Genomic DNA, 21,468 nt, shown 5'->3' on the forward strand with positions numbered 1-21,468 from the left:
AAAACTCCTACATCGTCTTTAGATCGCGAAAGGATTATACTATGAGAAGCATTGATTACATTCTGTGGAGTTCAATATACATTATCTGCAGTTGGTTCCAAACAGTTTGTATTGTTTCACCAGAAGCACTAGAAATAGTTCTAATACTGAGTGGTGCAATACTTGACAACAGATTACCTTCCCCATGTCCTACAACATGGGCATAATCAATATACTGAATCCAATTTTAAATCTCAAATATTTGTTTAATTTATAAAAAACCCCGCTTATTGCGGGGTTTCTTTTTATCTCAGTATTTAACTAAACATTAAACACGTTCGATAATGGTCGCGATACCTTGACCCAAACCGATACACATGGTTGCAAGACCAATTTGCGTATCTTTCTGTTCCATCACGTTCAATAAGGTCGTGGTAATACGTGCACCAGAACAACCCAATGGGTGACCCAACGCAATCGCACCACCATTCAAGTTAATCATGTCTTGCTTGTCATACACGCCTAAGCCTTTCATCACAGATAAGCCTTGAGCAGCAAACGCTTCGTTTAACTCGATGGTTTGAATATCCGCCATAGTTAAACCTGCACGCTTAAGTGCTTTTTGCGTTGCAGGTACTGGACCGTAACCCATAATTGCTGCATCACAACCTGCAACCGCCATAGAGCGAATTACAGCGCGTGGCTTAAGACCTAAAGCTTGTGCACGTTCAGCAGACATGAGCAACATTGCAGATGCACCGTCAGACAAAGCTGAAGATGTTGCCGCAGTAACCGAACCACCTTTAGGGTCGAATACTGGACGTAATGCTTTGAACGCTTCTAGGTTCGCATCTGGACGAATGACTTCGTCAATGTCGCACAGGATTTTGAAGCCATTGGCATCATGACCTTCAACACCTACGATTTCGTTTTTGAAACGACCTTCTTGCGTTGCAGCCCAAGCGCGGCGGTGAGATTCAACACCGAACGCATCTTGTTCTTCACGGGTAATGCCATTCATGCGACCTAACATTTCAGCAGTTAAGCCCATCATGTTCGATGCTTTAGCATAGTGTTTAGACGCTTCTGGGTTCAGGTCGATGCCGTGCATCATGCCGACGTGACCCATGTGCTCTACACCGCCAATGATGAAGATATCACCTTGGTTGGTGGCAATCTGTGCAGCCGCGGTGTGCAGTGCTTGCATCGAAGAACCACACAGGCGGTTAACCGTTTGACCTGCAACAGTTTTAGGAAGGTCAGCCAATAAACCAATGTTACGAGCAATGTTCATCCCTTGCTCTAGCGTTTGGTTCACACAGCCCCAAATTACGTCTTCAACTTCGTTGACATCAAACTGGTTACGAGTAACGAGTGCACGAACCAATTCAGCAGATAAGCTGTCAGCACGTACATTGCGGAACATACCGTTTTTGGTTTTACCCATTGCTGAACGTACGCCATCAACGATGACAACGTCACGTGGATTTAAAGTAGCCATTCACGTTGCTCCTTAACCGTAGAATTTTTTGTTGTTAGCAGCCATGTCACGCAACATTTGTGGCGCTTCATAAGCTTTACCTAAGTGGGCATATTTGTCGCAAAGTGCAACGTATTCAGCCACACCAGTTTGGTCGATGTAACGGCATGGACCACCACGGAATGGAGGGAAGCCTACACCCATAATCATCGCCATGTCTGCTTCAGAAGCCGTTGCAACAATGTTGTCTTCTAAGCAACGAACAGTTTCGTTACAGAAAGCCAGCATCATGCGGTCAATGATTTCTTGTGCATCAAATTCGTGCTTTTCAGCAGTCGCAACAGAAGCCACAAGTTCATAAGCTACTGGATCAACCACTTTGGCTTTTTTGCCTTTCTTGTCGAGTTCATACTTATAGAAACCAACATCGTTCTTTTGACCAAGACGTTTGTTTTCGTACATGGTTAAAGTCGCGCCTTTGAAATCTGGCTTCATGCGGTCAGGGAAACCTTCCGCCATCACTTCTGCACCGTGAACGCCCGTGTCGATACCAACAACGTCGATCAAGTAAGCAGGACCCATAGGCCAGCCGAATTTTTCCATGACTTTGTCGACTTGTTGGAAGTCAGCACCGTCTTTCAATAAAAGGTCGAAAGCACCGAAGTAAGGGAACAATACGCGGTTAACCAAGAAGCCTGGGCAGTCGTTGACTACGATTGGTGTTTTACCCATTTTCTGAGCAAGCACTACAGTCGTTGCAATCGCTTCAGCCGAAGTCTTCTCACCACGGATCACTTCAACCAACGGCATCATGTGTACTGGGTTAAAGAAGTGCATACCCACGAAATTTTCAGGACGTTGTAAGTTTTCAGCCAAACGTGTAATTGAAATCGTAGAGGTGTTTGATGCAATGATCGTGTTTTCACGAACATTTTTCTCAGTTTCAGCAAGTACAATGCCTTTTACTTTAGGGTTCTCAGTCACAGCTTCAATCACGATGTCCACTTCTTTAAACTCGTCATAGCTTAAAGTCGGACGGATGCGTGCAAGCGTTTCACCCATTTGCGCAGGCTTCAGCTTCTTACGTTCAACTTGTTTAGTCAGTAAGCCATTGGCTTCTTTCATACCTAAAGCAAGTTGCGGATTACCAATGTCTTTCATGATGATTGGCGTGCCTTTGCTTGCCGCTTGGTAAGCAATACCACCACCCATGATCCCTGCGCCCAATACAGCCGCTTGGTTTACAGGATGTGCACCTTTTTCATATTTCTTCGAAGTTTTCTTCACCACTTGGTCATTGATGAATAAACCAATCAATGCACCTGCTTGTGGTGTTACCGCAGCTTTGGCAAAGCCTTCAGCTTCAGCTTTTAATGCGTCATTACGAGGAAGGCTTGCACCTGCTTGTAATGAATCCAGCATGAGTTTTGGCGCTGGGTATTGAGCAGGGTTAGCTTTTGCAAGCACCGCACCTTTCGCCGTATTGAACGCCATCATTTGTTCAAGTTGGTTTAACTTGACTGGGTCAAGTTTTTCTTGACGTTTGGCTTTCCAGTCTACGCGACCAGCAAGGGCTTGTTTAACCAAGTCAATTGCTGCTTCTTGAAGTTTGTCCGCAGCCACCACCGCATCTACAGCACCATCTTTCAGCGCAGCAGCAGGTTTTTTCGGCGCAGCCATCGCCATCCATTCAACCGCATTGTCGATACCAATCACGCGGCTTAAACGTACCGTACCACCGAAACCAGGGAAGATCCCGAGTTTGATTTCTGGTAAGCCCACTTGTGCTTGTTCAGACATGACACGGTAGTCACAGACCAAACACATTTCAAAACCACCGCCCAATGCCATGCCATTGATGGCAGCAACTTTAGGAATGTCTAAATCTTCAAAGCTGTTGAAGATGTCATGTACTGGCATTGCCCAGTCGATAATCGCTTTTTCACCTTGTGCGAAGTTTTCACCAAACTCTGTGATGTCTGCACCAACGATGAAAGTTGATTTACCTGAAGTAACGACCAAGCCTTTTACTGAACTGTCTGCTTTTACAGCAGCAATAGCAGCTTTAAAATCTTCAATCGTTGCACGGTTAAATTTGTTGACCGACTCACCTTGTAAGTCAAAGCGGAATTCTGCAATTCCGTCCGAAAGCATTTGGACGGTAATGGCATTGCCAGCGTGGATCATGCCTGATCTCCTTTATTTTGGAGGACTTCTAAGTTGATGTTTTGAAGCGTGTTCGCTTGTTTTGCGCACATGAATGCTTCGCTAATCTTACGATAACTATATCCAAAAAGAACATAACAAGTTGTATCAAGCAGTGACGCAATGGTCATCAATTTTAATTTCATTTACAGCAATTATTCTTGAGAAAAAATTTCCTATTGAAACCGTTAAATAAGATGCTTCTGTTTTTTATGAAAAAATTATACTGTGATTAAAATTGTTGTGTCGTTTTAGATTGCTGAAATATGCCTTCACCACTATGCAAGCTGTGTCAAAAAAGTCAATTGTATTTTGGAATTTTCCAGTAAATTTGAACCGTATTTATGGTGGGGTTTCGCCTGAAAAGATCGCCAATAGGCATGCAAGTTTCGCTGTGTGTTTTTTGGATGCGGGAGCCTGAGTCAAAGCGCGCGCCAATCGGTCGACATGAAATTTCTATTCAAATTTGCTAGTATTTCGCCAAAATTAGTGTCTAGCCCCATGATCATGCTGCACAGTGTGGTCATCAGAAGCAATGAAAAGAGTGCTGTATGATTAAGTGGATTATCTTGGCGATTTTTGTGATTTCAGCGTTGTATATCCAAAATCGCGGTAAAGTGCGTCATTCTTTTTACCGTCAATTTTTTGACCATTCAACCTTATTGGCTCCAATTAACTTTTTAATGTACCTGTTTTCCAAGGTGCCGAATCAACCTTATGTGGAAACGCAATATTTTAAAGATTTGCAAGTTTTAGATGAAAATTGGGAAATGATTCGCGATGAAGCCAGAGCCTTGTATGAGCGTGGCGGCATTAAGGCATCCAGTAGTTATGATGATCTTGGTTTTAACTCATTTTTCAAAACTGGCTGGAAGCGTTTTTATCTGAAATGGTATGACTCAGCGCACCCTTCTGCAGCCGAACTCTGCCCAAAAACCACAGCATTATTAAAGACCTTGCCTAGCATTAAAGCCGCCATGTTTACCGAATTGGCACCCGATAGCCGCTTGGTTCGTCATCGTGACCCGTATGCAGGTTCGCTCCGTTATCATCTGGGTTTAATTACCCCGAATGATGATCGCTGCTTTATTGATGTGGATGGACAGCGTTATTCATGGCGTGATGGTGAAAGTGTGGTGTTTGATGAAACCTATATTCACTATGCGGAAAATAAAACGGATCAGAACCGGATTATTTTCTTTGCTGATGTTGAGCGTCCGTTAAAAGCGCGTCTGATGCAAAAGTTCAATCATTGGTTTGGTAAAAATGTCATGACCGCTGCCAGTTCACCGAATGAAACAGGCGACCAGACAGGTAGATTAAACAAGGTATTTGGCTATGTGTATCAGTTGCGTTTAAAAGCCAAAGCCTTAAAGAAAAGCAATCGTCAAGTGTACTATTTTTTAAAATGGTTCCTGATGCTGGGGATTTTCTTCCTGATTTTTGTCCGCCCTTATGTTTTTTAAGAATTAATGTTTTGAGAACGCCCTTTGGGGCGTTTTTTTATGCAGGGATTCAGTACGCTATGATCTTACATGATCCCAAATTTTGTGTAAGATAAAAGCCAAATAGGGGGCAATATGCAAAAATTTCGTTCAAAAAAAGATTGGTGGATTTTAGGTTTTATTATTGCCATGACCGGCTTGTTAATCCAGTTATTATTGACCATGTATGCCAAAGGCACCATGGCACAGTATCCGATTCATACCGTTACCTATGTGTTGACCATTGCCGTGTTGTGGTGGCCAGTCCTCAATACCCAGTATCGGATAGCATCAGGGCAATTGCTGATTAGCTGCTTGTTTTTGACTTGGAAAATTCCCTTGTCCGCAATTACAAAGGTGAGTCCCAGCAATAACTCGGTTGCATCGCCTGCGTTGTCTTTAGATCGTCTGCGCATTGATTATATAAAACAGGGTCAAGCCAAATTTATCTTGATTTCGCCCAAAGATAAACAGGGCTTTACTCAAGCTTTGCATCAAGCTCAGCAATCTGTCTAAAAACCCAATAAACACATCGATAAAGCCCCGTGTGAATGAGCATGGGGCTTTATTGTTTTAGAAGCCTTCGAGTACCAATTTGCCTTGCGTACGTTCAGACTCAATGGCTTGGTGTGCCTGACGAATATTTTCGGCATTGATGCTACCCATGACCTGATTTAGGGTAGTTTTGATTTTTCCTGTTTCAATCAGTTGCGCGACCTGTTGCAGTAAATGGGCTTGTGCCGACATGTCTGCCGTTTGGAACATGGAGCGGGTGAACATAAACTCCCAATGCACGGCAATCGATTTACGTTTAAACAGGTTAATGTCTAGATGTTCAGGGTCATCAATTAATCCAAACTGTCCTTGCGGGGCAATCAGTTCGGCAATTTGGGTGAGATAACTGCCCGTATGCGTGGTGGAAAAGACGTAACGAGGCGCAGTTAATCCCTGTGCCTGAATTTGTTCAGCTAAAGACTGGCGATGATCCAGAACGACGTCTGCTCCTAACTGTGTGACCCAAGCCTGCGTTTCAGGGCGCGAGGCTGTAGCAATCACTTTGAGCTGGGTCTTGGCTTTGAGCAGTTGAATGGCCATCGAGCCGACACCTCCAGCAGCGCCAATAATCAGAATCGACTCTTGCGGGTGATCATGCTGTTGCACTTGCAGGCGGTCAAACAACATCTCCCATGCCGTAATGGAGGTAAGCGGGAGTGCCGCTGCTTCGGCATAACTCAGATTCTGTGGTTTTAGACTGATAATCCGTTCATCCACCACATGAAACTCGGCATTGGTACCCGCTTTGGTGAGGTCGCCCGCATACCAAACTTGATCTCCGACTTTAAAATGTTCCACTTCCGGGCCGACATCGAGCACTTCACCTGCGGCATCCCAGCCTAAGACTTTATATTGTCCCTGCTCAGGTGAAACACGAGTCCGGATTTTACAATCCACAGGATTGACTGAAATGGCTTTGACTGCCACCAAAACTTCTCGGTTTTTCGGGGTTGGGGTTGGCAGCTGAATGTCTTGTAATTGTTCGGCACCACCTGCCTGTAAATAGCCCACAGCTTTCATATTCTTAATCTCAAATTGGGTTTATGATGAAAATCTTAATGTAGTTTTAAATTGCGTGTATACGGTTAAATTCTGCATATAGTGTATAAAAGGATACTATGAACATGACCAAAACAAAGCATTCCCGATTCAATTGCAGTCCAGGCTGCGCAGTCGAAGCGGCAATTGGCATTTTAGACGGGAAATGGAAAAGTATTATTTTATGGCATTTACTGACTGAGCATACTTTACGTTTTGGAGAAATTCGTAAACGGATTCCGAATGTGACACAGCGCATGCTGACCAATCAGCTGCGAGAACTGGAACAAGACGGCCTGATCCACCGCGAAGTGTATCCGCAAGTGCCGCCGAAAGTGGAATATAGTTTAACGCCTTTGGGTGCAAGTCTGCGTGAGATTTTAATGGCCTTAAAAGTCTGGGGTGATACCCATATGGATTTATATGGTCAGGTGCTGCCAGCTGTTCAGTCATCAGAACGGCTGCAAGACATTGTGCTATAAGCCTTTTAAGTTTTGCTCAAACTGCGATTGATCCAGCCTAAAGCGATTTAAGCCACTGGCTTGAAAATTGGCTGAAGCACTCCACATCCTCCCATAACTCTTCAAGGTTTCAAGACACTGTGAACGAAAACGCCCGCGAACATATTGAAAAGATTCTCGCCCATATGACCACCTTACCGGGGGTGTATCGGATGTTGGGCAAAGATGGCGAATTGCTGTATGTGGGCAAAGCCAAAAATCTGAAAAATCGGGTGTCGAGTTATTTTGTCAAAACCCTTGAGCATCCGAAAACACAGGCTTTGGTAGCGCGGATTTATGACATTGAAACCTTGGTGGTGCGTTCCGAAACCGAAGCGCTATTGCTTGAGCAAAACCTGATTAAGCTGCATCGCCCGCCATACAATATTATGCTGCGCGATGATAAATCTTATGTCTATATTTTTATCTCGGCAGATCAGCCGTATCCCCGCATTGCCAGTGGTCGTGGTAAGGGCAAGCATCAGGTCGGCAAGTTTTTTGGTCCTTATCCGAGTGCCTATAATGCACGTGATACGCTGTTGGTGCTGCAAAAACTGTTTAATGTGCGCCAGTGTGAAAATAGCTATTTTTCGCAGCGTAAGCGTCCATGTTTGCAGTATCAAATCAAGCGCTGTTCCGCACCCTGTGTGGGCTTAATCAGTCCCGAAGATTATCAGGAAGATGTCAACAACTCGATCCGCTTTTTAAAAGGCGATACTAAAGAACTGAATCAGGAGTTGATTCAGAAAATGGAAGCGGCTGCCGAAGCCCTCGAATTTGAAAAAGCGGTGTTTTACCGTGACCGAATGGCGTTATTACGTGATGTGCAGGCGCAGCAAGCGATTTATAAAATTAAAGGTGAGGCCGACATTCTGGCGATTGCCTATCAGGCAGGTGTGACCTGTGTGCAAATCATGCATGTACGCAATGGCAAAATGCTCGGTGGAAAAGCCTATTTCCCAGATATGTTGGGGGATGATTTGGGCGAGATGTTGTCTGAGTTTATGGCGAACTTCTATTTTCAGGTGGCGGATGAAGTGCCGAATGAATTGATTGTGAATGTGGAAATTCCCAATCGCAAAGAATTAGAACAAGCCTTACAGCAGCATTTTGAACAAAAAATCCAGATTAAACAGAAGGTGCGAGAAACGCGCGCAGAATGGTTAGAGCTGGCTCAGATGAATGTGCAGCATGCGATTAAAGGCAAGTTGGCGAATCATCTAGAACTGAATGAGCGTTTTCATCAGTTGGAACAGGTGGTGGGTCGCCCGGTCGATCGGATTGAATGCTTCGACATTTCACATACCATGGGGGAAGAAACTGTAGCTTCTTGTGTGGTGTTCGACGCGGGGGGAGCTCGCAAACGTGATTACCGTCAGTTCTCTATTCAAGATATTACCGAAGGTGATGATTATGCCGCCATGCGTCAAGCTTTAACTCGTCGCTATAAAAAGCACATGTTGCCTGATTTATTGTTGATTGATGGCGGTAAAGGGCAATTGCATATGGCGATGCAAGTGATGCAGGATTTAGAGTTGGATGCGTTTATGGTTGGGGTCTCGAAAGGGGAAGGGCGTAAGCCCGGGCTGGAAACCCTACATTTTACCGATGGCACTAAAATCCAGTTGCCCGAAGACCACAAAGCCTTGCATTTGATTCAGCAAGTGCGGGATGAAGCGCATCGATTTGCCATTACCAAGCATCGTGCCAAGCGCGATAAAAAACGTGGATCCTCTATTTTGGAAGTCATTCCGGGGTTGGGACCTAAACGCCGTCGGGATTTATTGACCCATTTTGGCGGGATTCAAGGTGTACTGAAAGCTTCGGAAAATGAGCTGACTTTAGTCCCGGGATTGGGTGAGGTCATGGCACGGACCATTTATAAAATCTTGCATGAATAACACGGATAAATAGCAAAAACACTCATTGACGCAGTAGTCACTGATCATTCACAAATGCTGGAACTTGGTGAACAATATTCTCCACGGGATAAAAAATGAGAACAATATGTCGCTGTTAGCTGTGTATCAGGCCATTGAACAGAATGATTGGATTGAGATTCCCACTGGATGGCTACAAGGACGGACGGTCTATGGGGGAGTGGTTGCGGGTCTGATGATGCACAAAGCCGTGAGCAGTATTGCCGATCCGAGTAAACGCATACTCAGTAGCAGTGTGACCTTTGTGGGTCCGGTACAACAAGGGGCGGCAAGGTTGACTGCGGAAATTCTACGGCAAGGCAAGTCGGTCACCAGCATTGAAGTGCGGCTATGGCAGGACAATGCGGTGCAAAGTATTTTGATTGCCAGTTTTGGTGCAGCCCGTGCATCAGAAATTCATGTCCGTCAGGAACGTACAGCGCCTGATTATCCCGAGCCTGAAACCCTACACAGCATGCAGCATGAACATTTTCCAGAATGCTATCAACAATTTGATGTACGCTGGGCCGAAGGGCAGATCCCTTGTAGCGCCAGTGAGCAAAGCGACTTCGGTGGCTGGTGTCGTTTTGACCCTGTACAGCATGAGAATCGAGCTTTAAATGTTGCCGATTTAATGACTTTATTTGATATTTGGCCACCCGGCGTGTTGCCGCTGTTTAAGGCTTTGGCACCAGCCAGTTCGCTAACTTGGCACGTGACCTATGTGAATCCGTTACAGCAAAATTTGCATGATTGGTTTAAATATAAAGTCTTTACAGATTATGCGGCTGAGGGCTATGCCACCGAATATGCGCATTTATGGGATGCCGAAAATCGACTGATTGCCATTTCGAGACAAACAGTGACCGTGTTTGCCTAGTGACACGTTCCAGCAATTCGTATAAAGTGAGCCCTAATTACGGTGTGCCAATTCGCTCAAACTGGCGGATTATTTCATCGCACATAAGGGGAAAAGTTGGCGGTGTCTATGACAGCAGGTCGAATCCTGAATATTCCAAATATCTTGACCTTGGCGCGTATCGCCTTGATTCCTGTATTTTTATTGATTGCTTACTGGCCACCTGCGATTGGTGTGGCTGGGCATGATGGCGGCATGACGCGGCATATTATTTTGACTGCGATTTTTGTGCTTGCGGCAGTGACAGATTGGTTTGATGGCTATCTGGCCAGAACTTTAAACCAGACCTCGGCGTTTGGTCGTTTTCTCGATCCTGTTGCGGATAAACTTATGGTGGCAGCTGCGTTAATTGTATTGGTGCAATGGCAGCCTTCAATTTCCATGGCTTTTGCTGCGATTGTGATTATTTCGCGTGAAATCACCGTATCTGCGTTAAGAGAGTGGATGGCTGAGCTGGGGGCGCGAACCAATGTGGCAGTGTCTACCGTGGGTAAATATAAAACGGCCTTTCAAATGATTGCAATTTCAGTGTTCTTGTTGAATTGGCAACCTTTAGAAACGTTGGCTTATCTGCTGCTCTATACCGCAGTGATACTGACCCTATGGTCGATGTTTATTTATTTAAAAGCCGCATGGCCATATTTGAAGCAGCCTTAAGGGTTGAAATAGAAAGAACTCCAGTCATGGAGTTTTTTTATGTCTGAATTTTCGTAGCAATCTAACAGGCATTAAAAAGCCCAAGACGGGGCTTGAGCTTTTTAACTACAACAACTGCAACTTCTGAGGGAGAGTTGGGCGTCTTTTATGTCATGGAAACATAAAGCCGCTGAAGAACTATAATCATAGTATGAGAATCTGATGCTTAATTCAATAAAATTGACACTATAGCTTTGTTCAATTCTTGTATACAGCCACCTTCAGTTTAAATGCTATTGTGATCGGATAAACCCATGAATTTTTGTTCAATGAGCGCGGCATTGCTTTGCAAAATTGCAATGAGCTTTTGTAAGTCTACGAATTCGAAGCGATTTTTAGAACCCAATAAGGTCAAAGTCATTGGTGCTTCTTTACTCGAGAATTTAATCGGGACAGATAAACCAGAAACATTCGGATCGACTTCTCCATTGGAAAAATAATAACCCTGTTTCTTAATTTTCTTCATTTTCGTTAAAAATTCTTGCTCGTCACTGGCAAAACCCACTTCGGCAAGTTGCGTGGCAAAACGGTGGTAATAATCCAAAATTCCCTGTTTGGGTAAGTGCGAAATAATGGTCTTTGGAGATGAGCCGACATAGACCGGACGTGGACAGCCCCGCCCATAAGATAATAATGTGAGATCTTTAAATACTTCATGATGCACATCGATACAGGAATCATGATTGAGGTGGGTCAACAGACAGCAAAATTCTGTACGTTCCACAATCTCTTTCATAAACGGAATACTGATTTGTACCAGCGGATCGGATTTACGCGAAATATAATCTAAAACGGCAATTTTTGAGCCAAGGGTATAGTCCCCAGAAGTGCCACTCAGGCGGTGTAAGAGTTCGGCAGAAACCAATTCTTTTAAATAGCGATAGCTGGTTGGTTTAGAAAGGCCAAGTTCTTCACTAATGATATCGACATTAATGATTGGGCGAGACACTGAAAACAGGTCTAAAACGGTGAGAATTTTACCAAAACTAGAAAGTGTCATAACAAGCCACAACGTCAAAAATAAAAAGACATTTAAAGTAATGTTATAACAAATTGTGCTGGGGCTTGCAGGGCTTTTGTAATAAATCGACGAGTGAGTCAAAGCAAGCTGTTTGGTGATAATTTGGCTAATGAAAACTTAAAAATTAGATATTAATATAATTAAATTATCATAATAAGATATTTTATTTGACTTTTGCTGTGATTATTCGCAAAATAGCAGCATTAAATTTCTCACTGTAAATTTTGCAGCGCAAAATTTACGCATGAATAGCAGAAATGACGTTTCTCCCACGTCAAGATCTGCACCCTCATTTACATAAATATTTCTGTTACCGCAATTTGCGCGGGATGGGCAGATCTTGCATATTGATATTGTCGGCATTGGTGTGACTTTGAAACTGGTAATCCGTCTGATTTCGTCTAAAGGATGGGACGATGTTATTAATTAAACCGATATTGGCTTTTCGCCCGAGTCGCATGGATTTGGTTTTTGCGATGAAAACCTTTATTGCGATGTTATTGGCGCTGTTTATCGCATTTTCCCTCGATTTGACCTATCCCATGTGGGCAGCAGGCACCGTAATTATTGTGGCGCATCCTTATGCAGGGATGGTGTCGTCTAAGGCGGTTTATCGCATTCTCGGGACGCTGATTGGCGGAATTGTGGCAATTGTACTGACCCCTCAATTTATTGATCTGCCAATCTTCTTTACCTTGGTTCTGGCGGGATGGGTTGGGCTATGCCTGTATATTTCGTTATTAGACCGCACGCCGCGCAGTTATGTGTTTATGTTGGCGGGTTATACCACGGTCATGGTGGTGTGTAGCTCGATCAACAGCATCAGCACACATAGTGTATTTGATATGGCTTTAGGACGTATCTTAGAGATTTCAGTGGCAGTACTGTGTAGTGCCGTGGTGTCCAGCACGCTGTTTCCTGTACATTTAGGCAGTTTGCTGCAGAAACGGGTGCAAAAAACACTGGATGATACGCGTCAGGTGTTTCGTCGTATTTTGACCGATCCCGAGCATAGCAGCAGCTATACCCAACTGCTGGCAGCTATCACCCGGGATACTTCTGATATTCATGCCTTGGCAGTACATTTGAATTATGAACGCAGTGCCTTACAAGGCATGACCAAGTCACTGCAAGAATTATTGCATCAGGTCAGCATGACCGTGGCCAACTTGGTGGCGATGTCGGAACGCATCGCCCAGCTGGATCAGATCGATCGCCGTTATCGGCAGGTTTTACCCACGCTACATCAACATGTACTGCAATTTTTACAGTCACAACAGCAGGTAGCTGCGGAACAATTAAAGCAACTTCCAGACAATTTTGAGCAGGATTTTGCCACCTTATCTGAACTGGCAACGGCTGAACAACAGATTATTTTGAATGCCTTCAAAATGGATATTCGCCACTTTATGGAAAATGTGGTGACCATCAAGTGCCTGTGGGATTTGATTCAGCGAGGCGATAAGCGCATTCCCGAGCAAATTGTGACCTTGACCACGTCTTATCCGAGTTTACATCGGGATCATGGGGTGGCGGTGCGCAGTGCGGTGGCGGCGGTCATTGCGACCATCACTTCATTTTTGCTGTGGATTTATAGTGGTTGGCATGCAGGCTATATGATGGCGCAGCTGACAGCAGTCAGTGTTTGTATTTTATCAGGCTTGGACAATCCAGTGCCTGCATTGCGCTTGTTTATTCGTGGCTCGGTCTACGCAGCAATCATAACCATGCTCTATGCCTTTGTCATTATGCCTGAGGTCCACGAGTTCTGGCAGTTGGCCGTTGTACTGGCGCCACTGTCCTTGTATTTGCTGAGTATGTTTCCAAATCCGCCGTTAATGGGTTTGGCTTTGCCCATGTTGATCAATTTCATCATGAGTTTGAATTTACAAAACCGTTATAGCACGGATGCCGTACTGTTGATTGATACGGCAATGGCGGGTGTCGTGGGTCCGATTATTTCGATCTTGGCGATTTATTTTATTCGCGCCATGTCACCCGAAACCAGTGCCAGTCGTATTTTGTCTTTGCATTACCGTGCGATGCGTGAAGCCTTATTTATGCCATATGGAGTGCAGTTTCGCATTCATTTACGCAGTATGTTAGATCGCATCGGTGTGCTGAATACCAAGCTGGTACAGTCTGAGCCGATCAAACAGGCGATGAATCTGGCCCTGATTGAAACCAGTGCGGCCATCAATCTGAGCCGTCTGGCTGAATTTGTGCAGAACCCGAATATTAGTCGAAATCTGCAACAGGCATTGGTTGCGTTACAACATCGTCTGGAACAGGCCTTTCTGGCACAAGAGAAACAACGGCTCTTACCTGAGGTGTTGAAACAACACGTGTTTGCTGAACTGTTGCAAGTCGAGCAGCAGTTGAGGGATGAACCAAATGCTGAACTCTGTACACGGGTCAGAATGAATCTCAACAATATCCGCAGCAGCATTTTTCATGAACAAGCCTTTGTGAATGCAGAGGATGCAGCAGAAAAAGGAGTCTGAGATGGGCGAGTTGAATGCCTATGGCATCTATATTCCTGTTTTTTTAATACAGGCAGTTTGTGCTTATCTGCTGTTTAAATGGGTGTCTATTTTGACTGATTCGTGGATAGATAAAGGTTGGATTGCGTTGCCGGGTGTCTTCAATCTCTGCCTGTATCTGCTTGTGTTGATGGGCATCCATGAAGTGTCTTTGGTGTTTTGGGGTGTTTAGGCCGTACAGATGATTGAATTAGGAAAGAGGAAACCGACATGAATACCTTAGATACGCGTAAGGTCATCCGACCGATCGTGACCGTGGTCATGCTATTGGCCGCGATCTACGTGGTGGTGCATTTGTGGAATTACTATAATTCAGCACCTTGGACACGTGATGGGCGGGTCAGAGGTGATGTCATGCAAGTTTCTTCGGATGTTTCGGGCTTAGTCACGCAAGTCTTGGTTGAAGACAACCAAACCGTGAAGAAAGGGCAGGTTCTGTTTAAAATTGATGTGGCACGTCAGGCACTGGATGTGGAGCAGGCGAAATCTGATTTAGCCAAAGCCCATGCCGGACTGGCGGAAGCCGAGGCGGCCTTGGCTCAAGCCAAAGCTAACTTGGTGAAGTCCAAAGCCAATGCTCATTTGGCCGATAAAAATGCCAGCCGTTATGCCAATTTAATGGATGGTGCAATTTCAAAACAAGAACAGGATCAGATGTTTGCGGCACGTGATCAGTCCCATGCCGAGCATGAGCAAATGTTGGCAGCGATTGAGCAAGCCCAAGCCAATATTGTACAGCAAAAGGCATTGATTGAAGTGGCGAACAGTAATCTACATTTAGCGCAACTCAATTTGGCGCGTTCTGAAGTTGTGGCTCCTGCAGATGGAACGCTGTCGAATTTTGGTTTACAAGTCGGCAATTATGTCAAAACCGGGGATGCGGTTGCGGCCTTGCTGAATCGCCAGCAACTTTATGTGGTGGGCTATTTTGAAGAAACCAAATTGAACCATATTCAAATTGGTGATCCTGCCACGGTGCAATTGATGGGTGATGATCAGATCATTAAAGGTCATGTGCAGGGGGTTGCATCAGGGATTGAAGACCGTGAACGTTCGAGTAGTTCGACTTTATTGGCAAATGTAAACCCAACCTTTACTTGGGTGCGCCTCGCACAGCGGGTACCCGTCAAAATTGTGCTGGATGAAATGCCGAAAAACCAATTGGCTTTTGTTGCGGGTCGCACTGCAACCATTCATATTCAAACCCAGCAGTAGGAGCGATGGAAAAGTTGAAAAGTTCCTTTTCCATCAAAGGCTTTAAGGCTGAACGCCTTCAGGATGGCGATACCAGCTTTCTATCAATAAAGCAGCTGCCAAACTGTCGGCAGTCAGTTTTTTTCCACGACCTTGAGCCTGATAATGATCTAACTCATCGCGGGCTTCACGGGTGGTCAGGCGTTCATCGACCATCAAGGTTTCAATATTGGTTTGATGGCGTAAGCGACGGGCAAATTTTCGTGCACGGGTCGAAAGTTCCGACTCGCTGTCATCCATGTTTAACGGTAAACCAACCAGAAATAAGTTTGGTTGGTGTTGTTTGACCAATTTAAGCAGATTATCCCAATGTGGAATGCCATCTTTCATTGGGAATAACGCCAGAGGATTGGCACTGGCAATAATTGATTGCCCGACCGCCATGCCCATTTTTTGGGTGCCAAAGTCAAATGCCATAATCAATTGCGGTTGAGACAAATCAGGCATGACCGATCTCTGAAGATAACCAAGTACGATCCACGCCCATTTTTTTATAGGCCGCATCCCAACGATCGCCATAAGGCAGATTAAAAATCAGGTCCATGTCGGCATCGCAAATCAGCCAATCGCCTTTGGCAATTTCTTCTTCAAGTTGATGCTTCGCCCAGCTGGCATAACCTAGGGCAATTTGATAGCGTCCCACTCCTTCATTATGGGCAATGGCATCGAGAATATCTTTAGAAGTGGTAATGCAGACATTTTCACCCACTGCAATCGAGGAGTGCCAAGTTGGTTGCCCAGTATGTAAGACAAAACCTGCTTCGGGACGTAAAGGACCGCCCTGTAACACATCATGTGGATGCACATTATCCGCATCAATTTCTAGATCATTAAGTAATTCTTTTACGGAAATGCCAGAAGGTCGATTGATAATAATGCCTTGCGCACCTTCATCATCATGTCGAGCCAAATAAATGACGGTATGAGCAAAAAACTCATCTTTCATTTCTGGCGGGGCAATCAGGCAACGATGCGTGAGATATTGTTTGGTCACCTAAGCATTTCTCCTTAAAAATTCATCTTTACGATGAGCAAGTCTGTATCCTTTCAACTTACAAGACTTTGTAGTATTCACCAATCTTTTTTTACGGCTTTGGCACTAAATTTACGCCGTTTGAAATTTTAATTGGCGCAGTTGTTTGGCATGTTGCAGTGTGGTTTCACTAATTTCCACGCCACCGGTCATGCGTGCCAGCTCTAGAATACGTTGTTGTTCTTCTAGAGAAATGATGGTGCTGCTGGCCGGATCGGTTTGCTGTTTTTTCACCAGTAAATGCTGATCCGATTGAGCCGCGACCTGTGCCTGATGGGTGATACAAAGAATTTGTACATGTTGTGCCAAATCTGCCAGTAAGCGCCCCACGATTTCTGCAGTGCCCCCACTAATCCCGACATCAATTTCATCAAAGACCAGCACTTCAGCTTCGGTTTTCTCGGCATTCATCACCTGCATGACCAAGGCTATACGTGACAATTCACCGCCCGAAGCGACACGTGCCAAGGGTTGGGCAGGAATCCCTTTATTCGCAGTGAACAACAGTTGAATAAAGCTCAGACCATCGGCAGAAGCGTGCTCAAGCGCTTCAAATTTAAACTCAAAATGCGCTTCTGGCAGTGCCAATAGTTTGACTTGTTCCGTTAATTGTTTGGCTAACGGTGCTGCTGCTTCACGTCGAATGTCATCTAAATGCTGGGCCTTATTCAAAAAGTCCTGATGCGCCTGTTCGACTTGCTCGGCGAGGGTTTCAGGATCTTCGAGTGCAAGTAACTGCTCTAACTCGCTTTGCCAGCCTTGGTGTTCTTCTTTGAGTAATTCGGGCTGAGTACGGTATTTGCGGGCAAAACGGTGGAATACCTCGAGCTGCGTATTTAATTCTTCCATACGCTCGGGATCATAGCTTTGGCGATCGATGAACTGACGTAAATTGCCAGTGGCATCATCCAGTTCACTTTGTGCATTCAGGAGAGAGGTATGAATTTCTGCCAGCTGCTCACTACGTCCTGCATGAGATTCTAGACGCCGAATCAGCCCTGAGAGTTCTTGATTAATATTTTGTTCTGCGTCATCTAGGGCATTTAGGGCATAACTACAGTCTTGCATGATGTGCTCATGGTGACTGAGGCGATCGAATTCTTGTTCAATGTCTTTATATTCGAGTTGCACCACCTCTTCTAATTCTTCAAGCTGTAATTCAAGCGTTTCAATTCTTTGCTTACGTGTCGCTTGAGCATCCAGCGCAGCCTGATGCTGACGAATGGTTTGTTGCCAATGTGAATACGCATCTTTGACCTGCTGGGCAGGTTGAGCAAAATTGCTGTAGCGGTCAAGCCAGTGTTTTGGATAAGGCGGCTCTAAAAGTTGTTGCTGACTGTGCTGGCTGTAGAGCTGTACCAAGAGGCGTCCCAGTTCTTTCAGCTCAGACAGGCTGCTTGGACGACCATTAATCCAGGCTTTGCTACGCCCTGTGGCAAAGATCACGCGTCTTAAATGAATTTCACCAGAGTCATCATCCAGCTCGTGCTGTTGTAACCAGTTCGCTTCAGGACTTTGTGTTTGATAACTAAACACAGCCGTGATGTCAGCTTTGTCTGCACCATAGCGTACGTAATTGGTATCGGTGCGTTCACCTAAACAGGCCGAAAGGGCATCTAGTAATAAAGATTTTCCTGCACCAGTTTCGCCTGTTAAAACATTAAAACCTTGATCAATATCAATGGCTAAGTGATCAGCTAAGGCAAAATTGATGAGAGTTAAATGTGTCAGCATAAACGCGTCCAAGCTGCGAAAAGTTTGGTTTCTGTAAGATAGTCAAGTTTTTTAATTCTCACAAGCATCAAGCGAAGCTGAAACTGTGTTTAGATGTATATTAGCGTAAATTCTTCAATTGCATAGTAAAGTTTTAACCGCAAAGTGATTTGTATCTTTCCAGATGATCTTTTAAACTTTTCCGCAAAATGCAGAGTGGTTAAAGTGTGACTGTAGATTTTCTACGAAAAATGCCTTTTGCAGACAAACACCGATTGATTAGTTGTTATTGCCTATTTAAACTACATCAATCATTAAGATATTTATGCGCATCATCTGGAGAATACGCATGTCAGCTCAGTTTGATCATGTATCAGTTATCAAAAAATCAAACGTTTACTTTGGTGGTCTATGTATTAGCCACACGGTTCAATTTGAAGATGGAACTAAAAAAACACTCGGCGTTATTCTTCCGACTGAACAAGCGCTAACGTTTGAAACGCATGTGCCTGAGCGTATGGAAATTATTTCGGGTGAGTGCCGCGTTAAAATTGCCGATAGCGAAGAAAGCGAGTTGTTCCGTGCAGGGCAGTCATTTTATGTCCCTGGCAATAGCCGTTTTAAAATTGAAACGGATGAAGTTCTGGACTATGTTTGCCATTTAGAAGGCTAAGTCTCGGATCGATTTACACAGCTATTTTAATCAAAATCGGTTAAACTACTGCCCATGACAAAATCCTGTAAAGGCAACTTTGCAGGATTTTCTGTTTTCTTTTCTCCCTGTCTTTGTGTTTGCTCGAGGTCGTTCATGGCAAAACCTGAATATTATTATGGCGTTCATTCGGTAGAGTCGCTGTTAGAATTGGAGCCTGAACGTGTTCTGACTTTGTTCACCTTAAAAGGTCGCGACGATCAACGCCTGCAGAAGATTTTACAATTGGCTGAACCTTTTGGGATTAGTGTGCAGAAGGCCAGTCGAGACAGTCTAGAAAAGTTGGCCGGTCTGCCTTTTCATCAAGGTGTCGTGGCGGCAGTTCGTCCGCATCCGACTTTAAATGAAAAAGATTTAGAAGATTTACTGAAACAGTCGCCAAATTGTTTGTTGCTTGGTTTAGACCAAGTGACCGATCCGCATAATTTAGGTGCCTGTATTCGTACCGCAGCAGCGATGGGCGTTGAAGCAGTAATTGTCCCGCGCGATCGTTCTGCCAGCTTAACACCGACTGCACGTAAAGTGGCTGCCGGTGGGGCGGAAAAGGTTAAATTTATTCAGGTGACGAATCTGGCAAGGACTTTGGGACAAATTAAAGAGCAGTTTAACGTACGTGTAGTTGGTACCATGCTGGATGAAAAAGCACTGCCATTGCAACAGTTCGATTTTACAGGCACCGCGGTGTGCGTGGTGATGGGGGCTGAAGATACAGGTTTACGTCCAGTTACCCAGTCCCAATGTGATCAGACCGTCTATATTCCAATGTCGGGCAACCTGCAAAGCTTAAATGTTAGCGTCGCAACAGGTATGGCGTTGTATGAGGCTTGTCGCCAACGTCAAAGTATTTAAGCCACGTCTCTTGTCAAAAAATATTGTCTAAAACATGATTTCTCACCGCTCCCAAGGCTATTTATTTGTTGCCATTACGATGTGCATTTGGGGCGGTTTTACACTGAGCTCTCGTTTAAGTGCACAGTGGCATATTAGTGCGTGGGATATTACCGCACTGCGTTTTGCCTTGGCGTTCTGTATCTTAATGCCGATCTTAATTTATAAAAAAGACACGGCATTTTTATGGCACAAGCAACCCGTGATTTTAGCGTTGATTGGTGGTGTGGCATATTGTTTGACTTCCTATAGTGCATTTCATTATGTACCCGCAGCACATGCGGCAATTTTCCTGAATGGCTGTTTACCCCTGTGTACTGCCATCGCGGCCTATCTACTGTTTAAACAACCTTTTGATCGGCATACCTGGTTGAGTCTGGCCATTATGCTGACTGCAATTGCTTCAATGTCTTATTTGATGTATCAGGAAACTGGCGTTGCCTTTGGTTTTGGTGATTTGTTGTTTGTACTGAGTGCGATGTGGTGGGGGATTTTCACGGTTTTATTACGGCAATGGAAACTTTCTGCTTGGCATTCCATGGCCAGTGTCGCCATTTGGTCAGCGATCATTTATTTGCCAATCTATTTATTATTTTTACCCAAACATCTCGATCAGCCCGAACCGATGCATTTGCTGATGCAAACGCTATTCCACGGTATCTTTGTGGTGATTGTGGCAACGCTGACCTATGTAGAAGCAATTAAGCGTTTAGGGGCTTTTAAGGCTGGTAGTATTGTGACTTTAGCGCCTTTTATTGCTGCAATTTTAGCGGTCCCTTTGCTGCATGAGCCTTTAAGTTTTGCCATTATCTGCGGTTTATTGGGAATGGGCGTGGGGGCATTACAGCCTTGGCGTTGGTTACGTAAAGACAGTTTAAGCAGCCAATTGCAGCAACAAAAGAAGTCGCGTTAATTCGACTGCTTTTGCTGGGCTAGGTCTAAATATTGCTGATGTAAAGGTTCAAGATGCGCATATAGATGCGATAAATGCCCATCATTCAGCACGATATCATGTGCAAGTTCTTGTTTCTGCTTGCGTGGCATTTGCGCTTGAATAATTTTTTGAATCTGTTGAATGTTTTGTCGATCCCGCTGGCTGGCGCGTTCAATTTGCAAATCTTCACTGGCATCAATCAGTAATACACGATCCGTGAGTTGATGTTGATTGGTTTCTAAGAGCAGGGGAGACACCAAAATTACATAGGGGCTGCTTGCACGCTGTAATTGTTGGATGATAGATTGGCGAATGGCAGGATGGGTGATGCCCTCTAAAACTTTACGCGCTTCAGCATGCTGAAAGATATGTTCGCGTAAGGCTTTACGATTTAAGGCACCCGTTTTATCCAGTACCCAGTCACCAAAGGCTGTTTGAATCGCATGTAGGGTAGGTTGGCCAGGCTCGACAACTTCACGAGCTACAATATCGGCATCCACCACCTGAATGCCTTGTGCTTCAAACCAGTGGCTGGCGGCAGATTTTCCACTGCCAATACCACCTGTAAGACCAAGAATGAAAGGCTTTTGCATAC

Annotated in this window: 20 protein-coding genes; 12 read left to right on the plus strand and 8 right to left on the minus strand. The window is 44.7% G+C overall.

Annotation, left to right across the window (positions count from 1 at the left end; translation table 11 throughout):
• Positions 1 to 307: 307 nt before the first annotated feature.
• Positions 308 to 1,480, minus strand: coding sequence for an acetyl-CoA C-acyltransferase FadA (gene fadA / locus ACX17N_RS10405; RefSeq protein ID WP_458892504.1), 1,173 nt, complete (start codon positions 1,478 to 1,480; stop codon positions 308 to 310).
• Positions 1,481 to 1,492: 12 nt separating this feature from the next.
• Positions 1,493 to 3,646 carry a fatty acid oxidation complex subunit alpha FadB gene (fadB, locus tag ACX17N_RS10410; RefSeq protein WP_458892505.1) on the minus strand — a complete coding sequence of 718 codons (2,154 nt, stop codon included), beginning with the start codon at positions 3,644 to 3,646 and terminating at the stop codon, positions 1,493 to 1,495.
• 569 nt (positions 3,647 to 4,215) lie between these two features.
• On the opposite strand from fadB, the gene lpxO reads away from it, so the two are divergent.
• Together lpxO and ACX17N_RS10420 are read left to right on the plus strand one after the other, a co-directional pair.
• Positions 4,216 to 5,130, plus strand: coding sequence for a lipid A hydroxylase LpxO (gene lpxO / locus ACX17N_RS10415; RefSeq protein WP_458892506.1), 915 nt, complete (start codon positions 4,216 to 4,218; stop codon positions 5,128 to 5,130).
• A gap of 114 nt (positions 5,131 to 5,244) precedes the next feature.
• Positions 5,245 to 5,664, plus strand: coding sequence for a PH domain-containing protein (locus ACX17N_RS10420; RefSeq protein ID WP_458892507.1), 420 nt, complete (start codon positions 5,245 to 5,247; stop codon positions 5,662 to 5,664).
• A 57-nt stretch (positions 5,665 to 5,721) separates the two neighbouring features.
• Here the strand turns inward: ACX17N_RS10420 and ACX17N_RS10425 are convergent, their stop codons facing one another.
• The gene (locus tag ACX17N_RS10425) at positions 5,722 to 6,723 is read right to left on the minus strand and encodes a zinc-binding alcohol dehydrogenase family protein (RefSeq protein ID WP_458892508.1); all 1,002 of its coding nucleotides are present in this window, start codon (positions 6,721 to 6,723) and stop codon (positions 5,722 to 5,724) included.
• A gap of 104 nt (positions 6,724 to 6,827) precedes the next feature.
• On the opposite strand from ACX17N_RS10425, the gene ACX17N_RS10430 reads away from it, so the two are divergent.
• The 4 genes from ACX17N_RS10430 to pgsA all read left to right on the plus strand — a co-directional run bounded on the left by ACX17N_RS10430 (position 6,828) and on the right by pgsA (position 10,736).
• Positions 6,828 to 7,223, plus strand: coding sequence for a winged helix-turn-helix transcriptional regulator (locus ACX17N_RS10430; protein ID WP_458892509.1), 396 nt, complete (start codon positions 6,828 to 6,830; stop codon positions 7,221 to 7,223).
• A gap of 119 nt (positions 7,224 to 7,342) precedes the next feature.
• Complete coding sequence (uvrC, locus tag ACX17N_RS10435; protein WP_458892510.1) at positions 7,343 to 9,142, plus strand: excinuclease ABC subunit UvrC; 1,800 nt, start codon at positions 7,343 to 7,345, stop codon at positions 9,140 to 9,142.
• A 106-nt stretch (positions 9,143 to 9,248) separates the two neighbouring features.
• Complete coding sequence (locus ACX17N_RS10440) at positions 9,249 to 10,040, plus strand: thioesterase family protein (protein WP_458892511.1); 792 nt, start codon at positions 9,249 to 9,251, stop codon at positions 10,038 to 10,040.
• 108 nt (positions 10,041 to 10,148) lie between these two features.
• Complete coding sequence (gene pgsA / locus ACX17N_RS10445) at positions 10,149 to 10,736, plus strand: CDP-diacylglycerol--glycerol-3-phosphate 3-phosphatidyltransferase (protein WP_458892512.1); 588 nt, start codon at positions 10,149 to 10,151, stop codon at positions 10,734 to 10,736.
• A gap of 265 nt (positions 10,737 to 11,001) precedes the next feature.
• Here the strand turns inward: pgsA and ACX17N_RS10450 are convergent, their stop codons facing one another.
• On the minus strand, positions 11,002 to 11,775 hold the full coding sequence (locus ACX17N_RS10450) for an IclR family transcriptional regulator (protein ID WP_458892513.1): 774 nt from the start codon (positions 11,773 to 11,775) through the stop codon (positions 11,002 to 11,004).
• Between the two features lie 437 nt (positions 11,776 to 12,212).
• Between ACX17N_RS10450 and ACX17N_RS10455 the strand changes: the two genes are divergently transcribed.
• Genes ACX17N_RS10455 through ACX17N_RS10465 form a run of 3 tightly spaced genes read left to right on the plus strand, consistent with a single transcriptional unit; the run spans position 12,213 to position 15,554 of the window.
• Positions 12,213 to 14,300, plus strand: coding sequence for an FUSC family protein (locus ACX17N_RS10455; protein ID WP_458892514.1), 2,088 nt, complete (start codon positions 12,213 to 12,215; stop codon positions 14,298 to 14,300).
• 1 nt (position 14,301) lies between these two features.
• On the plus strand, positions 14,302 to 14,511 hold the full coding sequence (locus ACX17N_RS10460; RefSeq protein WP_458892515.1) for a DUF1656 domain-containing protein: 210 nt from the start codon (positions 14,302 to 14,304) through the stop codon (positions 14,509 to 14,511).
• A 38-nt stretch (positions 14,512 to 14,549) separates the two neighbouring features.
• Positions 14,550 to 15,554: an HlyD family secretion protein gene (locus tag ACX17N_RS10465; protein ID WP_458892516.1), complete on the plus strand. Its 1,005-nt coding sequence runs from the start codon at positions 14,550 to 14,552 to the stop codon at positions 15,552 to 15,554.
• Positions 15,555 to 15,596: 42 nt separating this feature from the next.
• Here ACX17N_RS10465 and ruvX read toward each other — a convergent pair whose 3' ends face one another.
• The 3 genes from ruvX to recN all read right to left on the minus strand — a co-directional run bounded on the left by ruvX (position 15,597) and on the right by recN (position 18,360).
• The gene (gene ruvX, locus ACX17N_RS10470) at positions 15,597 to 16,040 is read right to left on the minus strand and encodes a Holliday junction resolvase RuvX (protein WP_458892517.1); all 444 of its coding nucleotides are present in this window, start codon (positions 16,038 to 16,040) and stop codon (positions 15,597 to 15,599) included.
• Entirely contained in the window at positions 16,033 to 16,587 is a 555-nt protein-coding gene (locus ACX17N_RS10475; RefSeq protein WP_458892518.1) for a YqgE/AlgH family protein, read from the minus strand. The genes ruvX and ACX17N_RS10475 overlap by 8 nt, the downstream gene beginning before the upstream one ends.
• A gap of 111 nt (positions 16,588 to 16,698) precedes the next feature.
• Complete coding sequence (gene recN / locus ACX17N_RS10480) at positions 16,699 to 18,360, minus strand: DNA repair protein RecN (protein WP_458892519.1); 1,662 nt, start codon at positions 18,358 to 18,360, stop codon at positions 16,699 to 16,701.
• 328 nt (positions 18,361 to 18,688) lie between these two features.
• Between recN and ppnP the strand changes: the two genes are divergently transcribed.
• From ppnP to ACX17N_RS10495, 3 genes are all read left to right on the plus strand, one after another.
• The gene (ppnP, locus tag ACX17N_RS10485) at positions 18,689 to 19,012 is read left to right on the plus strand and encodes a pyrimidine/purine nucleoside phosphorylase (protein ID WP_016168405.1); all 324 of its coding nucleotides are present in this window, start codon (positions 18,689 to 18,691) and stop codon (positions 19,010 to 19,012) included.
• 135 nt (positions 19,013 to 19,147) lie between these two features.
• A complete protein-coding gene (gene rlmB, locus ACX17N_RS10490) occupies positions 19,148 to 19,900 on the plus strand; it encodes a 23S rRNA (guanosine(2251)-2'-O)-methyltransferase RlmB (protein ID WP_458892521.1) in 753 nt (250 codons plus the stop codon).
• A 37-nt stretch (positions 19,901 to 19,937) separates the two neighbouring features.
• Positions 19,938 to 20,852, plus strand: a complete 915-nt coding sequence (locus tag ACX17N_RS10495; protein ID WP_458892684.1) for a DMT family transporter — start codon at positions 19,938 to 19,940, stop codon at positions 20,850 to 20,852.
• Here the strand turns inward: ACX17N_RS10495 and coaE are convergent.
• Entirely contained in the window at positions 20,849 to 21,466 is a 618-nt protein-coding gene (gene coaE, locus ACX17N_RS10500; protein WP_458892522.1) for a dephospho-CoA kinase, read from the minus strand. The two genes, ACX17N_RS10495 and coaE, sit on opposite strands and share 4 nt — an antisense overlap.
• Positions 21,467 to 21,468: the final 2 nt, after the last annotated feature.

Source organism: Acinetobacter sp. GXMZU3951, from assembly GCF_054457875.1.

Bases quoted from the DNA above. Each gene is read 5' to 3' on its own strand.
- ppnP (WP_016168405.1), top strand. From the start codon at position 18,689: ATGTCAGCTCAGTTTGATCATGTATCAGTTATCAAAAAATCAAACGTT.
- ACX17N_RS10465 (WP_458892516.1), top strand. From the start codon at position 14,550: ATGAATACCTTAGATACGCGTAAGGTCATCCGACCGATCGTGACCGTG.
- ACX17N_RS10425 (WP_458892508.1), bottom strand. From the start codon at position 6,723: ATGAAAGCTGTGGGCTATTTACAGGCAGGTGGTGCCGAACAATTACAA.
- ACX17N_RS10450 (WP_458892513.1), bottom strand. From the start codon at position 11,775: ATGACACTTTCTAGTTTTGGTAAAATTCTCACCGTTTTAGACCTGTTT.
- pgsA (WP_458892512.1), top strand. From the start codon at position 10,149: ATGACAGCAGGTCGAATCCTGAATATTCCAAATATCTTGACCTTGGCG.
- recN (WP_458892519.1), bottom strand. From the start codon at position 18,360: ATGCTGACACATTTAACTCTCATCAATTTTGCCTTAGCTGATCACTTA.
- coaE (WP_458892522.1), bottom strand. From the start codon at position 21,466: ATGCAAAAGCCTTTCATTCTTGGTCTTACAGGTGGTATTGGCAGTGGA.
- ACX17N_RS10460 (WP_458892515.1), top strand. From the start codon at position 14,302: ATGGGCGAGTTGAATGCCTATGGCATCTATATTCCTGTTTTTTTAATA.
- ruvX (WP_458892517.1), bottom strand. From the start codon at position 16,040: ATGCCTGATTTGTCTCAACCGCAATTGATTATGGCATTTGACTTTGGC.
- ACX17N_RS10430 (WP_458892509.1), top strand. From the start codon at position 6,828: ATGACCAAAACAAAGCATTCCCGATTCAATTGCAGTCCAGGCTGCGCA.
- fadB (WP_458892505.1), bottom strand. From the start codon at position 3,646: ATGATCCACGCTGGCAATGCCATTACCGTCCAAATGCTTTCGGACGGA.
- ACX17N_RS10455 (WP_458892514.1), top strand. From the start codon at position 12,213: ATGTTATTAATTAAACCGATATTGGCTTTTCGCCCGAGTCGCATGGAT.
- ACX17N_RS10420 (WP_458892507.1), top strand. From the start codon at position 5,245: ATGCAAAAATTTCGTTCAAAAAAAGATTGGTGGATTTTAGGTTTTATT.
- ACX17N_RS10440 (WP_458892511.1), top strand. From the start codon at position 9,249: ATGTCGCTGTTAGCTGTGTATCAGGCCATTGAACAGAATGATTGGATT.
- lpxO (WP_458892506.1), top strand. From the start codon at position 4,216: ATGATTAAGTGGATTATCTTGGCGATTTTTGTGATTTCAGCGTTGTAT.
- fadA (WP_458892504.1), bottom strand. From the start codon at position 1,480: ATGGCTACTTTAAATCCACGTGACGTTGTCATCGTTGATGGCGTACGT.
- rlmB (WP_458892521.1), top strand. From the start codon at position 19,148: ATGGCAAAACCTGAATATTATTATGGCGTTCATTCGGTAGAGTCGCTG.